The sequence below is a fragment of the Micromonospora sp. CA-263727 genome, assembly GCF_050942455.1.
In the GTDB taxonomy this organism is placed as follows: Bacteria; Actinomycetota; Actinomycetes; order Mycobacteriales; family Micromonosporaceae; genus Micromonospora.
Map to the genome: position 1 here is coordinate 772,422 of NZ_CP192031.1, position 14,591 is coordinate 787,012.

Sequence of the window (14,591 nt, forward strand, 5' to 3'; positions counted from 1 at the left end):
AGCGCACCTGCCCACGGTGCCGTGCTGCTACCGGAGGGCAGGGCTGACCGTTAGCGAGCGCATACACCTGTTTGGCGGCGCCGTGGCGTCTAGGTCCGGTCGGTGCCGCGATCTTGCGCTTCACGGCGCCCCAGCCGGTGCCGTCGAGCACATCGTGCTCACTCAGCCCTGCCGTGGCAGGGGTCCGTTAGCTGGAGATGCTGGGGCTGTCGGGGCCGCCGGGGTCGGGCGTGGGCTCGTTGACGTCGTGTAGATGGACGGCTGCTTCGCTGCATGGCAGAGGTGCGATGCGGCTGACCGCGTCGTTGAGTTCGTTGACGCGTTCGGCGAGGCCGTCGAGTCGGTTGAGGACTTCGCGGGTGAACTCTTCGCCGGTGGGCGTGCGTGCGTGGTGGGCTTCTGCGATGAGGTTGGTGAGGATGTTCCCGGCCTGGGTTAGCTGGTCGGGTTCGGTGTATGGTGGTGGTGAGGACATGGCTTGGGCACGTTGGCTCAGGTTGTGGGGGTCGCGTTCGCCATCTGGTGGAGCGGCCCTCCTCTCGTTGAGGCGTAGTTCGGTGCCGGTGGTGGCTTCGAGGATCGTGGCGACGTCGACGATGCGGTTCCACCATTGGGGTTCGTCGGAGCGCAGCGCGCGTCCGGCGGACCAGGCGACGGCGTCGGCCATCCACAGTCCGGGGTGGGTGCGGTCTTTGACGTGGACGAGGCGCATGCGGTGGCTGATGGCGTGGTGGTCGAGTAGGCGGCGGTAGGCGCGCACGTCGCTGCGGTCGGTGGCGGGTACGCGGGTGCCGCTGGCGCGGGCGAGACTCCATTCGTCTTGGCTGGCGCGGCTTTCGAGGATGACGTCGCGGACGCGGTGGGTGTTGAGGTGGCGCAGCAGCCGTTCGAGGCTGATCTGTCGGGCGTGTTCGCGTTGGCGTTCGAGGTAGCTGACGACGCGGTGTCCGCTGGTTGGTGCTGGTTCCGGGCTGCCGTGTCGCAGCGGGGTGTGTACGGAGATGACGGACCAGCCGGCGTGTGCGTTGACGACGTCGAGCATGTCTTCGATGACGCCGACGTGCCCTCGGTGGTAGAGCACCGAGGAGTGGTATTCGTGGCCGCGGGCGGCGGCGTGTGCGGCCTCGGTGGCGGTGGCGATGTCGTCGCGTTCGATGAGGACGGCGGACATGAGGTAGGCGCCGGGGTTGCCGCGTTGTTGAAGCCAGGATTCGTCGACGTAGGCGATGGGGTGTCCGGGCATCAGTCAAGCTCCGTCTCGTTGTCGGTGACACCGGTGGTGAGCCGGCGTCGGGTGGCGTCGGCGTGCGCGGGCAGCCGGTCGGGTGTGGCGGCGGTGCGGGGTTGGGGTCGGGTGTCGTCGATGGCGCGGACGCGGTCGGTGGTGGTGGCGACGGCGTCGGCGAGGGTGGCGTTGCGGGTGGCAGCGCGGCGGGCGTGTTCGGCGGCGGCGGCGAGGCCGGCGTAGCGGGTGGGTAGCGCGTCGGCGTACCAGCGGGTCCAGGTGCCGTGGCCGGTTTCCAAGCCGGCGACGCGCTGTTGCTGACGATCGACCGTCTGCTGCTGCGTGGCGAGTTCGTGGCGCAGGTTGCTGCGGTGCCGGGCGGCGCTGTGGGCGCGCTGCTGGGCGTCGCGGCGGGCAGCGAGGAGCCGGGCGCGGGAGGGGCCGCGCTGCCACCAGCGGGGCTGAAGGTGGCGGGCGCGGGTGGTGGCGCGGTGGCCGGCGGCGTCGACTGCGGCGGCCAGGAGGGTGAGGTCGTGGTGCCGGTGTTCGGCGGCGGTGAGGTCGCGGTGCGCGGCGCGCAGCTGGTTGGCGACGTAGGTGGGTGCGGCGGCGTCGGCGGCGCGCTGGGCGTCGATGAGGTGGTGCAGGGTGGCGGTGTCGGCGGTGGTGAGGCGACCGGCGAGGGTGGCGGCGCCGACCGCGACTCGGGCCCGGTGCCAGGCGTTCCAGCGGTGGATGTCGCTGGTGGCGGGTTCGGCGCCGATGGGGTGGTCGCTGGCGAGTTGGTAGCGGTCGCGGTAGGCGACGACGATTTCGGCGCGGCCGAGCCACTGGTCGCGGCCGGCGGGGTCGGTCGGCACGTCGCCGAGGGCCCGGGCCCAGGCGGGTTGCTCGGTGGCGGCGATCTCGGCGAGGGCTTCGATGCGGCGGTCGCAGATGGCGGCGACGCGACGCAGCGCGTCACCGACGTCGCCGCCGGTGGTGGGCAGGCGGCTGGTGTAGGTGGCGGCCTGTGCCGGTGAGGTGGCGGTGACGGGGTCGGCGACGGCGCGGGTGAGCAGCCGGTCGATGCGCCAGGAGAGGACGGCGGCGACGTCGTCGGCGGTGGTGAGCTCGCGGTGTCGGATGGTGCGGCGGAGCACATCGGCGGGGTCGTGTCCGGCGGCTTCGAGGGTGGCCAGGCGGGTGATGAGGGCGGGCAGGGCGAGGTCACCGGCGAGCCGGTCGGCCAAGGGCCGGCCGGCGATGCGTTGCACGATGGTGAGGTAGTGGGGGATGCGGGCGCGGGCGGCGAGGTCGTCGTAGATGGGCGCCCAGGTGTGCAGGGCGTCGACGTCGGCCCAGAGTTGGTGTTCGGTTTCGGTGGCGGAGCGGTCGGGGGTGGCGCGGCGCATGATGTCGGCCAGGACGGCGACGCGGGCGGTGGGTGGCTGGGGTGGAGTGCCTTCGCGGGGGTGGTCGTCGGTGACGACGTACGCCTCGTTGAGGGTGTGGCCGCGGGTGAGCATGACGTACAACCGAGCGAGGCTGGTGCTGTCGTCGACGAGCGCGCGAGCGGTGTGCACGGTCTGCCCTTGGACGGAGTCGACGGTGAGCGCGTAGGCGAGCTGGACATGCCGCGCGACGTACGCGGCGGGCAGCACCGTGCTCGCGTCGGTGCGCAGGTTGGTGACCTGCAGCCGCCCGGCGCGGGTGACGGCTTGCACGCGCCATCGGTCGCGGTTGGCGACGAACGCGCCGCCGGCGCCGATCCGTCGGTCGTTGCGGAGGGTGACGATGACGTCGCCGACGCTGGCGTGGTTGCCGTCGCGCAGGCGCACGGCGGGGCCGGTGCGGACGAGGCCGGCGCGCAGGAGGATGTGGCGGGCGCGGCGGGCGATGTCGGCGGCTTCGTCGCCGGTTTCGACGAGCATCATGCTGGGGTGTCCGGTGGCCATGTCGGCGGCCCACCGGTCGAGCATCTGACCGATGAGCAGGGTGCGGTGCCCGCCGTGGAGCCGGCCGCGGCGGTCGTATTCGTGCAGGACGGTGAGGTCGCCGGTGCGCAGCCGCAGCGACGCCGCTCCCTCCCACATGTCGGCGAACCGGTGGACCTGGGTGAGGTGGGTCGTGGCGCCGAGACTGTCGAGGTAGCGGAACAGTCCGCCGGGCCCGACGGCGGAGATTTGCGCGGGGTCACCGACGAGGATGAGCCGGCCGCCGACGGCGTCGAGTTGGGTGACGAGGCGGGCGAGGTCGTGGCTGGACACCTGCGACGCCTCGTCGATGATGACCCACTGCCCGGGTGCGAAGCGCCAGTCGGCGGCGCGGGTGCCGGGCGGCGGCCGGTCGTGGGAGTGCAGCCACCGGGCGATGTTCTCGGTGCGCAGTATCGTGCCGTCGGGTTGGCGGGTGGCGTCGGCGAGCAGCTGCGCGGCGGACTGCCCGACGGTGAGACCGAGCACCGGCACGCCGGTGTGCTGGGCGGCGGCGACGACGGCGCGCTGGAGGTACGTCTTGCCGGTGCCGGCGGGCCCGACGACGCCGGTGGCACGCCGGTCGTCGCCGACGAGGAAACGCAGCGCGTCCGCCTTCTCCGGCGACAACCGGAACGTCGTGGTGGCGGCGTCGATCGCGGTGTCGGGTGCAGGGCGGGCGCCGCGGCGGCCGGCGTAGGTGATGACTTCCTTTTCGGCGGCGAGGACGGCGTGGGTGGTCATCAGCAGGTCGCGGTGGCGGGTGTATTCGCTGTGCTGGTCGCTTTCGCGCAGCAGTGTCGGTCCCCACTGCACGAGGGCGGGCGGTGTCAGCACTCGCAGCCCACCGAGGTTCTTGGCGATGGCCTCACCGGCGAGGGTCTGCACGCGCTGCCAGTCCGCCATCGGCGAGGTACCGGGGGTGATGTCGAGGACCCGGCCGATGGCCAGTTCGAGGTGTTCGCGGCCGAACACGGCTCGCTCGCTGCCGAGGGTGTGCACGGCGCGGGCGAGCGCCAGGCGCACGTCGGCGCGTACGGCGGTGTCGATGACCCGGTCGCGGTCGGGCCCGGCGATGCCGAGTTGGTTGGCGGCGGTGCGCAGCGTTTCCTCGTCGACCCCGGCCGGGTAGAGCTGGCGGGCGCGGCGCAGGACACGCCGCGCCGCGTCGGCGGTGGGGTCGTGCACGTCGCCGGTGAGGATCCGGCGTACTTGGGCGGGGGTGTCGAGGCGAGCGGTGCGGTCCTCGGCATGCCAGCGCTGCACGGCCTGGTCGGTGGACTCCGCGCCTGTGGCAGGGCGGCGGGTCCGCAGGGTCGCGTCCTGGGCGCGTCGGCGCCACTGCGCCGCCGGCGAACGGGCGGCGGGTCCGGTGCGGTCGACACGGCGGTCCATCTCCTCGGTGATGGTGCCGCGCCGCTTGCCGTAGTGGCGCAGCGACGCCTCGCTGAAGCCGGCGATCTCCCGGATGCCGGAGTCGTCGCGGGCGGCGAAGGTGACGCCCCGGCGCTGGTGTAGTTCGAGTTCGAGCGCGCGTTCGTAGGCGATCCGGGCGCCGACGGTCGCGCGGTAGAAGGCCCGTCCGTCCAGTGCCAGCCACTGCGGGTTGCCGTTGCCGTCGACGGTTTCGACCTTCGCGGAGACGACGATGTGTGAGTGCAACTGCGGGTCGCGTTCGCGGCTCATCCGGTGGTCGAAGACCAGCGCGGCCAGTCCCGCCGTGTCGAGTTGACGGACACCGGCGGCGCCGGCGCGGGTGAAGGCCCCGTGCCGCTGGAGGTGATCGAGCAGCGCGCGTACCCCGGCGTGGTGCGCGGCCACGACGTCCTGCTTGACCGTGTCGTCGCCGAAAGCCCACAGCAGCGACACGGACTTCACGGGAGAGACGGTGACGTCGTAGGCGGACACGGCCCGCCTTTCCGGGGCGTTCATGATGCGCTGCCACACCGAGTCGCGTTGTTCCACGGTGGCGTCATCGGGCAGGTGCGCCAGCGCGCGCCGGACCGCTTCGTTGCGGTATTCGTCGGTCATCGGCGTGTAGATCCGCCATTTCTGGCCGAGCCGGAATCCCGTGGTGGGATGCCGTCCCTGGCCGATGAGATAGCGCATCTGTTGTTCGGTGACCCAGCCGCTGACGCCGAGGACCGCGGCGCCGTTGCCGGCCCACCAGCCGGGGCTCTCACCGCGCGCGGTGTGGTTGATGTAGTAGGGCGTCGGGCCGCTGTCGCCGAGGGGGCGCAGGTCATGACGGCCGGCGGCGACCTGTTCCATGACGTAGCGGTAACCGTCGCCGGGCGAGATGCGCGTGACGGTCAGCATGCCCCGACCGTAGAAGATCAACTACGGAAGTGGCAGTCGAGAATGCAAGGGGGTGTGTCCCCTGTAAGTGAGCAAAGGGCGGGGCGGTAAAGGTTTGAGCAGGCCAGCCATGCTGTAGCCAAGACCGAACAGGTGCGGTAGGTGAGTTGGGCAATCTGGCTAACTTCGAACGATTCCGAGAATCGGTGGAGGGTTTAGGCTGGTGGGCGGAACCGGGCAGTCGTTACTGTCGGGAAATGGCGAGTAAAACGGGGAATGACGCGACGCGGGCGTTGCGGCGGCGGCAGGAGTTGGAGCTGCGGGCGGTGCGGGCGGTCGAGCAAGCCGCCGGCACGGTGCAGGACGCGCAGCGCCGGCGGCGCGAAGCCGTAGCACGGCTGGACCAGGAGGTCGGCGCGTCTGATGCGGCGCACGGCCTGGCCGTGGCGGTGCTGGCGACGGTGCTGCGCGACGACGGTTTGGCGGCGGACTTGACCGGGGTGGACGTTGCCCGGGTGCGGTCGTGTCGGCGTGGCGCGGACGGCGCGGCGGTGCGGGCGCGTGTCGCGGAGCTGGGCGAGGTGCTGCCGCGTCGTCGGCGGACGGCGGTGGCGAGACCGGGGCCGGTGCGGGGGGATGCGGGCGCGGGGGCCGGTGGTGTTGCTGTGTCTGGTGACGTCGGGGCGTGAGCTGGTGGAGGGTTGGCCGGTCCGGGTGGTGATCCGGACCGGCCAGCGTGCGGGGCTGCGGTGTCTAGGTGTAGTCGAGTCCGCAGCCGGTGCAGACGCGGACGGTGCCTGCGGCGTTCCATTCCATGAGTTCGTCGTCGGTGGCGGTGCAGTGCTCGGGGATGGCGGCGGGCCAGTTGCCTTGGATGACGCGGTGGCCGGGGTAGACCCAGCGCCGGGCGGTGCTGCCGTGGTACATCACGGGCGGCCCGGGGTGCGGGTAGGCCAGCGGCAGCGTGACGCGGTGGCGCAGTCCGGTGCCGGTGAGGTCGGTCGGGACGAGGGGCGGCACGTTGCGCTGTACGGAGTGGCGGAGCCGGTCGTAGTCCTTGTGGGTGGGTGAGGCGAGTTCCGCGCGGTCAATCAGGGCCAGGGTTTCGTACGGCTGGGCTGCCTTGTGGTGGCAGAGGGCGGCGTTGAGGTGGGCGTCTGCGCGGGCGTTGCGGTCGGCTTGTCGGTTGTTGCGTTCGGCCTGGGTGGTTTGTGGTGCGGTGAGTAGGTGGGGGCGGGCGTCGAGGTGGGCGGCTACGGCTGACCAGACGGCAGGGCGGCCGTACTTCAGGGTGAGTCCGTCGAGGTGGCTGTCTGCGATGTAGCGGATAGCTGCGTCCTTGCCGCCATGGATTGGGCTGTGGAAGTAGTTGGGTGCCCAGTCGGCGCAGGTCTGCGCGATCGTGACGAGTTCGGGGCGGGTCATGCCCACGGGCGGTGTCCTTCCGAAGTTGAGGCGTTGGGTATTCGGTGGGTGAGGGGCGGGAGCGGGAGCTGGCGGCGGCGTGCTCGATGCACGTCGACGCCGTCGTGGTGCGGCGGCGGCGCGTTGATCAGTCGGTTTGACCGAGAAGGCGGCGGTGGTCGCCGGTGGTGATCCATCCGGCGGTGTCGCCGAAGTGTCGTTCGGCGCGGTGGGCGAGCGTGACGGAGTACAGGTCGGGTCGCTGTACGTGGTGTTTGCCGTTCTGCCACAGGTCGAGCAGGAGGGCGGCTAGGCGCAACGTGTGTCGCATGCGGCCGGGGTTGCAGGCGTCGCAGTGGTGCCGCCGGGCGTACTTGATCAGGGCGACGGTGGCGGCGCGTAGCTCGATGGCGGCGGCGGTGTCGTTCGTGGGCGTGGTGGGCCACGCTGGGGCGTGAGGGCAGAGGCGCATGACGGTGAGGGTCTGTGCCATGCGGCGGCGGGCGGTGTCGAGCAGGCGTAGGACATGGCGTGTGCGCTGCTCGGTGGGCAGGGTCGGGAGAAGCATGGTGGGCTCGTCTGGTGCTGTCATGGGGACTCCTGCTGTGGGGTTTGGTGGGGCATCCGAGCGGGGTTCGCCGTCCTTCTCGATGCCTATTGCGTGACCGGTGCGGGGTTTCTTCGTCCGGGTGGCCCGACGCGGTGTCTGTGCTTCGGGCCACCCGACCGGGTGTTGACTAGCGGTAGCGGCGGCGCTGCATCGGGCGCGTCGTGGTGATGGTCGCGCCGATGTTCGGGTGCCACTCCTTGACGCCTCCGCCGCGTCGCTTGGCCGCGTACATGGCGGCGTCTGCGCGGTGGATGAGGTCGACGGCGGTCATGTCGTTGTGGTCCGCGATGGCGAGCCCGAGGCTGGCGTAACAACCGAAGGTCGTCGCACCGAGGGTGACCGTCGTTGCGTCGAGTGCCTGAGCGGCGGCCTCGGCGTTGGTGCGGGCGGTCTGCATGCCGTCGTCGGTGATGATCAGGAACTCGTCGCCTCCCATGCGGCCGACCTTCGCGCGCCACAGGTCGAGTGCCGTCAGGGTGTCCGCCACCTGGCAGAGCACGAAGTCTCCGGCGGTGTGGCCGTGCTCGTTGTTGATGTCGCTGAAGCGGTTGAGATCGATCAGGGTGACGGCGACCGGGCGGGTGTGGTCGGCGAGCAGCGCGTTCAGGTGCCGGAGCAGGGCGCGGCGGTTCGGCAGTCCGGTCAGCGGGTCGTGGTCGGCGTCGTGGCGGGCGCTGGCGAGTTCGGTGTGGAGCTTCGCGTTACGCGCGAGGAGCGCGAGGCATGAGGCGCTGGTGACTGCGAGCAGGGCCGTGGACGCGCTGAGCATGAGTGCTCTCCCTCGGTTGGGGTTCGTGTGTGGTGTGCGGTGGGGGTTCGCCGTCCCCTCCGAACAACTATTACTATACCCGCTTTGGGGTTGGCTGGCTACCCGTGTCCGTGCTGTTCGGGCATCGGATTTGATGATCTTGATCGTTGGATGCCGACGGCTACGCCGACCGGCTCGGCTGTGCGGGCGTGGCGGCGTCCCCCACTTCTTTCGGCGGTGGGGGCGAGTTCACACGTCGCTAGCCTGTTCGGCCCCCACCGAAGGAAGAAGGGTTTGGGCAGTGCGGCCGGAGGCCGCTTCCGGTTTCCGGTCCGCTAGGACCGGGCCTGCAACCCGCCACCACTCGGCGGCGGCCGGCACGAGGCCGCCGCCGGGTGTGCCTGATTACTGGTCGGTGGTGGGTGACTTGATCCGTTGCACCCGGTGCAGGTGCGTGAGGAGGATCTGAGCGGCGGGTGTGCGCGTCCGGGGATCCCAGACTCGCCGGTAACCGCTCGTCCAGAGCAGCCGCCAGGAGTGGGCGGCGTGGCCCGGCCGGACGCCTGCCGGGTCGCCCGCCGACGCGGGGGAGTCCGACCCCTGGGCGCGGTAGCGGCTCATGGTGCCGGCGAGCATGGGGCAGGCGGCCACGCTGTACTTGGCGCACTCGGGGTGCATGGCGGGCTCTGACGAGATGAGCCGGGACAGGTCGACGTCGCGCATGGCGAAGACGAACGGCCGGTCCATCGGGTTGCCGCAGATCTGGCAGATGCGGTCGGTCAGTGCCGCTAGGAGCCGTTCGGCGTCGATGGCTCCGAACCGGTATCGGCCGTCGGGCATCTGCATCGTGATCCACGGCACGACCAGGCCGCCGACGGTCGGGCGGTGCCGCAGCGTCACCGGGATGGGAATCTCGGGCATGAGGGGTCTTTCTGGCTCAGGTGGTGCCGGCCGGATGATCCGGCCGGCACCGGTGGTCGGGGTGGGCGGGGATGGGTGTGCCCGGCCCTACGTGGTGATGTCCGCGCCGAAGCGACGCAGCATGTCGGCGAGCGGAACTGCCTCGCGGACCGTGCTGCCGTCGTGGGCGATGCGGAACGCGTGGAAGGCTTCGCCGCTCTGGTGCGGCGTGTACTGGATGTGCTCGACGTGCAACCCGTCGAAGGCGGCGCGCAGCAGGGCGTGGATGGTGGCGGCGTGGTCCGTGTCCGGCATCCGGCCCGGGGTGGTCCTGCGGATCAGGGCGCGGATGATGCGCCGCGTCCGGGATGGGGCGCGGGCGGTTGTGTCGGTGACGACGACCGTGACGGAGAAGATGCCGGTGCGGTAGATGCGCAGAGGGCAGGTGACCAGGCTGCCGCCGGTGGTCCGGTAGGTCAGGGTGGCCGTCATTTCGAGTGGGGCCGGGCCGGGGACCACCGGCATCGTGTGCGCGAATCCGGGTTGCTCCCGGGTTCCCTCCCAGGCGCGATCTGCCTCTAGGTCGGCGCGCAGGGTGTCGGGGATGACGGCGTACGGACGTACGGCCTCGATGACGGTTTCCGAGTCGGAAACGGTCTCTCCCGCGCCGAGCCAGACGGGCATGGCGTCGGGGCTCTCCTCGTCCAGTACGCCGAGGTTGATCACCTGGGCGAAGAAGCTGCGCAGGGGGCGGTCCCACCCCACGCGCACGATGTAGCCGTCCCGTCCGGGGAGGGCGTCGAGCTGACGACTGCTCACAAGAAACTCCTTGGGGTTCGGTGGTTGTCCTGGTGGGGTTCGCCGTCCCACCCGAACAACTATTACTATACCCGCTTGCGGGATGGGTGTCTACCTTGTTCGGTCCGATGAGTGGTGCCGCCCCGGGGGGCTCCCCCGGGGCGGCCGCTATTGCTCGTGCTGGTTGGTCGGGTCGCCGAGCACGTGTACCCGGTCGGTGAGGATCAGCGGCGCGTCAGCCGGCCCCTTGACGTGTCCGCGCACGTAGGTGCGGCGGCGCAGCGTACGACCGGGTCCGCATGGCTGGTTCTCTCGCCAGAATCCGGGCACCCACCAGCGGCGGGTGTAGACGCGCGTCGACTTCTTGTCGCTGGTGGCGCGTGGCGTCTGCTGCTTGCGGCGCAGCCGTACGATCCGTACGAGAGGGGTGGGCCGGTTGGCGCGCTGGTACGCCTTGCGGGTCGCCTTGTCGGCTGGTTCGTCGGTGATCTCCGCGTCGGGCTGCGTGGTGAGGATCCACGTCGCGATCAGGGAGCACAGCATGAGGCGGGTTTGTTCGCTGGCGGGTGCGTAGGGCTGGCCGAAGCGCAGCCCCGCGCCGGTGCTGACCGGCGCTAGCCATCCGATGTGCTCGCGGAGTTCTTGCAACTGGCGTTCGGTGAGCTGGCGGCCCTGTGTCAGGACTTCGGCGGGGGTGTAGAACGTGATCCAGACGCCGCCGGGGACCGGTCCCCACTGCGCGGCGATGATCGGCACCGTGACGCCGGTTTGCGGTTCGGTCGGACGGTAGATCGGCGCGTGCCAGATGAGCAGTCCGTCGGGAGCGGGCATCTCGACCGACTCGATGCGTACGTCCGGAAGGTCACGCGCGGCGTGCGCGGCGAGGGTGGTGAAGTCGGGGTCGATCCAGAAGATCCGCGCGTTCTCGACGTGGTTGGCCATGAGCGCGGTGTACTGCCGCATCGGCTCGGCGTTGTCGACGTCGACGGTCGCGGTGGGCGCGTCGAGGGCAGCGCCGGGGAGCATGTGCCCCGGAACCTTGTACGTCTCCCCGGCGGTGAGGGCGTCCAGGAGGTGGTTCCGGCCGGAGGTCCGCCAGAACCGCACCAGCCGATCCCGCACCTTGGGCAGCATCTGCGGGCGCAGCGTCCGGAATTCGGGCGCGGCGGGGGCGTCGGTTGCGGGGCTGTCGGCCGGGCGGGCGGTGGCGCGGCTCGCGAGGGGTCGCCGTACGGGAGTGCCGGGCGTAGCGGCGAACAGCCCTTGGTGTAGCGGGCGCAGGATGTGCGCTCCCGGCCCGCCGTGGCGGCGGCGAGCCCGCTTGTGGGCGCGCTGGGTGAGCCCTTCGGGGTCGCGCCGTTCGACCAGGCGTGCGCAGACCTCGCACGCGGCCCAACTGCTGCCGAGGTTGTGCAGTTGCATTCCGGCTACGCCGGTCGTCAACGCCACGTCGAGCTTGCCGAAGGTGAAGCTGGCCACCGGGTCCGGCGCGGAGCAGAAGTCACATACCAACTGCATGTTGGCGAGTTGGGCAAGGGGCACCGGTTGGGGTTCGTGGTCCTCGGGGCTGCGGGCAGAGTGCAGAAACGCCTTCTCGCCCTGCGCGGTGATGACCGTCAGCGGTACGCCGCACGTCGCGCAGCCGTATCCCTCGATAACTGGCTGGGGGTCGCCATGGATGACCATGCGTCTCCTTGGGGGTTCGTGTGTGGTGTGCGGTGGGGGTTCGCCGTCCCCTCCGAACAACTATTACTATACCCGCTTTGGGGTTGGCTGGCTACCCGTGTCCGTGCTGTTCGGGCATCGGATTTGATGATCTTGATCGTTGGATGCCGACGGCTACGCCGACCGGCTCGGCTGTGCGGGCGTGGCGGCGTCCCCCACTTCTTTCGGCGGTGGGGGCGAGTTCACTCGTCCCGCGGCGCGCGCAGTGGAGGTCAAGTCCGGGGGCGGGGTTTCGAGGAAAAGATCATGCGGGGTGTGCATGATGTTTTGCGAGCCGCGCCCGGACTTGACCGGAGCGAGCACGTCGCTAGCCTGTTCGGCCCCCACCGAAGGAAGAAGGGTTTGGGCAGTGCGGCCGGAGGCCGCTTCCGGTTTCCGGTCCGCTAGGACCGGGCCTGCAACCCGCCACCGTCGGGTGTGCCTGGCGGTGATCTCCACGTCGGTCAGGCGGCAGGGGAGCGGATCGCGCAGTTGGCGCCGAGAGGCGCCGCAGGGCGACGCGGCGGTCGTGGCGCTCAGGACGGCCGCCAGGGCAGTCATTCGTTCGTGTGGATGTTAACTCCCGTTCGGTGTCTCTTCCTCCACGATGACGGAGGTGAGGAGTGTTCACGGCTGGCGTCGGCAGTGAGCCCGGCGCGGCGCCGGGCTAACGCGGCGACCGCGCCGGTGCTGCGCCGGCCGGTCGCGCCGATGCTCGCCGCGTCCGTCGACCTCGTGGCCGACGGTGCGGGCTTGGCCCATGAGCCGAAGTGGGATGGGTGGAGGTGTCTGGCGTTCCGCGAGTCCGATGGCGTCTACCTGCAGTCGCGGGCTGGTAAGAACCTCACCACCTACTTCCCGGACATCACCCGTGCGATCCGGACCCTTCCGCCCGGGGTGGTGCTGGACGGTGAGCTGATCGTCTGGGAGCGTGGCCGGACGAACTTCGCGCTGCTTCAGCGGCGGGTCACGGCTGGCCGTAGGCTGCTGGGCCTGGTCCGGGATCGCCCGGCTCACTATGTACTGTTCGATCTGTTGGCCGATGTCGGCGGCGAGGTGGTCCTGGAGTTGCCGCTGTCAGCGCGGCGGGCGCGGCTGGAGCGGTTGCTCGTCGACGCGCCAGCGCAGCTGGCTCTGACTCCGCAGACGGTTGACATGCGGCAGGTCGCGGACTGGGTGCTCAACTGGACTGTGGCGACCGGCATTGAGGGTGTGGTCAGTAAGCGGCTGGCCGGCCGGTACGAGCCTGGCCGGCGCGGCTGGTGGAAGTTCCGGACCCGGATCGTCACGGAGGCGATCGTCGGCGGGGTGACCGGCGGCATCCGTGACCCCGTCACGGTGCTGCTCGGGCGGTTCGACCGGCGGGGCCGGCTGCGGTATACGGGTCGGACCCACCCGCTGTCCGGTGCGCAGCGGCAGCAGCTCGGCGCGCTGCTGTCCCCGCCGCGCGTTGGGCGGCACCGTGGTGCCGCGGTGGAGCATCCGTGGCCCGAACCGCTGCCGGCGGCCTGGTCCGGCCAACTGGATCGGCTGGCGCCGGTCCGGTACGTGCGGGTCGACCCGACCGTGGTGGCCGAGATCGACGCCGACGTGGCCTTCGAGCACGGGCGTTGGCGGCACGCAGTGCGGTATGCGCGGGCCCAGCCGGACATGTCGGTGTGTGACGTGCCGCTGCTGCTCGGCGAGGAGGAGGGCTACTTCGGCGACCTGCGGTGAGTGCCCAGGCGATCAGCGCGGTCCGGGACGGTGGGCGGGATCTGCACCACCGGGGTTCGCTCACCTGGACCGATGGAGGGCCAGCGTGCCGAGATGGGCGGGGTGTGGCGTCCTGCAGGTGAGGCATCGGGCGACCCCGTCGGCTGGCCATGAGGAGAATGCGGCCTGGCCTGTGGGGCCGTCCGCGGCGGGCCTGGATCAAGTCCACCGCTGTGACGATGCTTCCGTGGGGCAATTCTTCACGCGCCGACAGGTGTGGACGGGCCGGAGGGGAGCCGGCGGTGCACCTGGTTTTACACCGTATCGGCCCGGGTGCGGAGCAGCGCCTGCCGTGTTCCAGTGGGCGACGAGGAACTACGCTTGTTGCTGGGCTCGATCGAGGATCGCCCAGAGCGTCGCGCGTTTCCACTTGCGGCGGTGGCGGCCTTTCGGACCGACGGTGTCTTCGTCTGCCTGGCGAAGCACCTCGTTGGGTAGGGCGTTCGGGTGGTTGTATCCCAGCACGCGTGCGGCTTCGGCGGCGCCGACGAGTTCGTCGGAATCGCCGGAGCGGTCCGGGTGGCCCTGGGGCGTCGCCCGGGGGCGGCCGGTGTGGGGGGCGCCTTTACCGGTGCGGCTGTCGGCGATCTCCCACACGGTGCGGCGCTTCCACCGGCGGCGCTTGCGGCCGGTGGGAGTGAGGGATTCGTCGTCGACGCGCTTTAGCAGGAGCGGCCAGATTCGATTGCGCCCTTGCAGGGAGTCGACTCTGCGATAGCCGAGGATGCGGGCGACGGTGGCGGAGGGGACGAGCTCGTCGGGATCGCCGGTGCGGTCCACGGCGGCGCTGGCAGCGCGTCGGGCCTTGTCCCGGGAAAGTTGGAAGCCGGCAATGTCATTAGCACGCCATTCGGTGCCGTTGACGCGCTCGGGGAAGCCGTTGGTGGCCCGTTCGCCGTAGAGCCGGTCCAGGTGGCTGACGGAGATGCCGAGCATCGCCGCGGCCTGGGTGCGACCGACGTGGGCGCTGCCGTGAGCATCGCGGGTGGGCATGCGCCGATGATGCCGTATCGGTTGACGCGGCGACCGTAGGGGATGGGCGAGCCGCTCGATACTGGTGGTGATCATGCTTTTACCGCTTGCCTGACCGATGAGTGATGTGTCGTAGGATGGGTGCTAAGTGCTCGGCGTATGGGTCTTTGGGGGCCCGTGTGGCGTCGGCACTAGGCGGCCGGGGGGAGTTCGCCAAACTAA

11 protein-coding genes are annotated in these 14,591 nt (G+C 70.8%); 2 read left to right on the top strand and 9 right to left on the bottom strand.

The features are described from left to right. Positions 1-187: 187 nt before the first annotated feature. Complete coding sequence (locus tag ACQPYA_RS03695) at positions 188-1,243, bottom strand: hypothetical protein (protein ID WP_433531224.1); 1,056 nt, start codon at positions 1,241-1,243, stop codon at positions 188-190. Next, positions 1,243-5,499: a MobF family relaxase gene (gene mobF, locus ACQPYA_RS03700; protein ID WP_433531225.1), complete on the bottom strand. Its 4,257-nt coding sequence runs from the start codon at positions 5,497-5,499 to the stop codon at positions 1,243-1,245. The genes ACQPYA_RS03695 and mobF overlap by 1 nt, the downstream gene beginning before the upstream one ends. A 236-nt stretch (positions 5,500-5,735) precedes the next feature. On the opposite strand from mobF, the gene ACQPYA_RS03705 reads away from it, so the two are divergent. After that, positions 5,736-6,167, top strand: a complete 432-nt coding sequence (locus ACQPYA_RS03705) for a hypothetical protein (protein WP_433531226.1) — start codon at positions 5,736-5,738, stop codon at positions 6,165-6,167. 64 nt (positions 6,168-6,231) lie between these two features. Here the strand turns inward: ACQPYA_RS03705 and ACQPYA_RS03710 are convergent, their stop codons facing one another. The 6 genes from ACQPYA_RS03710 to ACQPYA_RS03735 form a co-directional block, all read right to left on the bottom strand. Continuing rightward, positions 6,232-6,909, bottom strand: a complete 678-nt coding sequence (locus tag ACQPYA_RS03710; protein WP_433531227.1) for a hypothetical protein — start codon at positions 6,907-6,909, stop codon at positions 6,232-6,234. 121 nt (positions 6,910-7,030) lie between these two features. Beyond that, on the bottom strand, positions 7,031-7,474 hold the full coding sequence (locus ACQPYA_RS03715; RefSeq protein WP_433531228.1) for a hypothetical protein: 444 nt from the start codon (positions 7,472-7,474) through the stop codon (positions 7,031-7,033). A gap of 145 nt (positions 7,475-7,619) precedes the next feature. After that, on the bottom strand, positions 7,620-8,261 hold the full coding sequence (locus tag ACQPYA_RS03720) for a GGDEF domain-containing protein (RefSeq protein ID WP_433531229.1): 642 nt from the start codon (positions 8,259-8,261) through the stop codon (positions 7,620-7,622). A gap of 384 nt (positions 8,262-8,645) precedes the next feature. Next, positions 8,646-9,161 (bottom strand): hypothetical protein, encoded by a 516-nt coding sequence (locus ACQPYA_RS03725; RefSeq protein WP_433531230.1) that lies wholly within the window; start codon positions 9,159-9,161, stop codon positions 8,646-8,648. 87 nt (positions 9,162-9,248) lie between these two features. Then, a complete protein-coding gene (locus ACQPYA_RS03730) occupies positions 9,249-9,959 on the bottom strand; it encodes a hypothetical protein (protein WP_433531231.1) in 711 nt (236 codons plus the stop codon). A gap of 147 nt (positions 9,960-10,106) precedes the next feature. Beyond that, the gene (locus ACQPYA_RS03735; protein WP_433531232.1) at positions 10,107-11,624 is read right to left on the bottom strand and encodes a hypothetical protein; all 1,518 of its coding nucleotides are present in this window, start codon (positions 11,622-11,624) and stop codon (positions 10,107-10,109) included. A gap of 663 nt (positions 11,625-12,287) precedes the next feature. Between ACQPYA_RS03735 and ACQPYA_RS03740 the strand changes: the two genes are divergently transcribed. Then, positions 12,288-13,358, top strand: a complete 1,071-nt coding sequence (locus ACQPYA_RS03740) for an ATP-dependent DNA ligase (protein WP_433531233.1) — start codon at positions 12,288-12,290, stop codon at positions 13,356-13,358. 354 nt (positions 13,359-13,712) lie between these two features. Here ACQPYA_RS03740 and ACQPYA_RS03745 read toward each other — a convergent pair whose 3' ends face one another. Next, positions 13,713-14,465, bottom strand: coding sequence for a hypothetical protein (locus ACQPYA_RS03745; protein ID WP_433531234.1), 753 nt, complete (start codon positions 14,463-14,465; stop codon positions 13,713-13,715). Positions 14,466-14,591 lie beyond the last annotated feature (126 nt).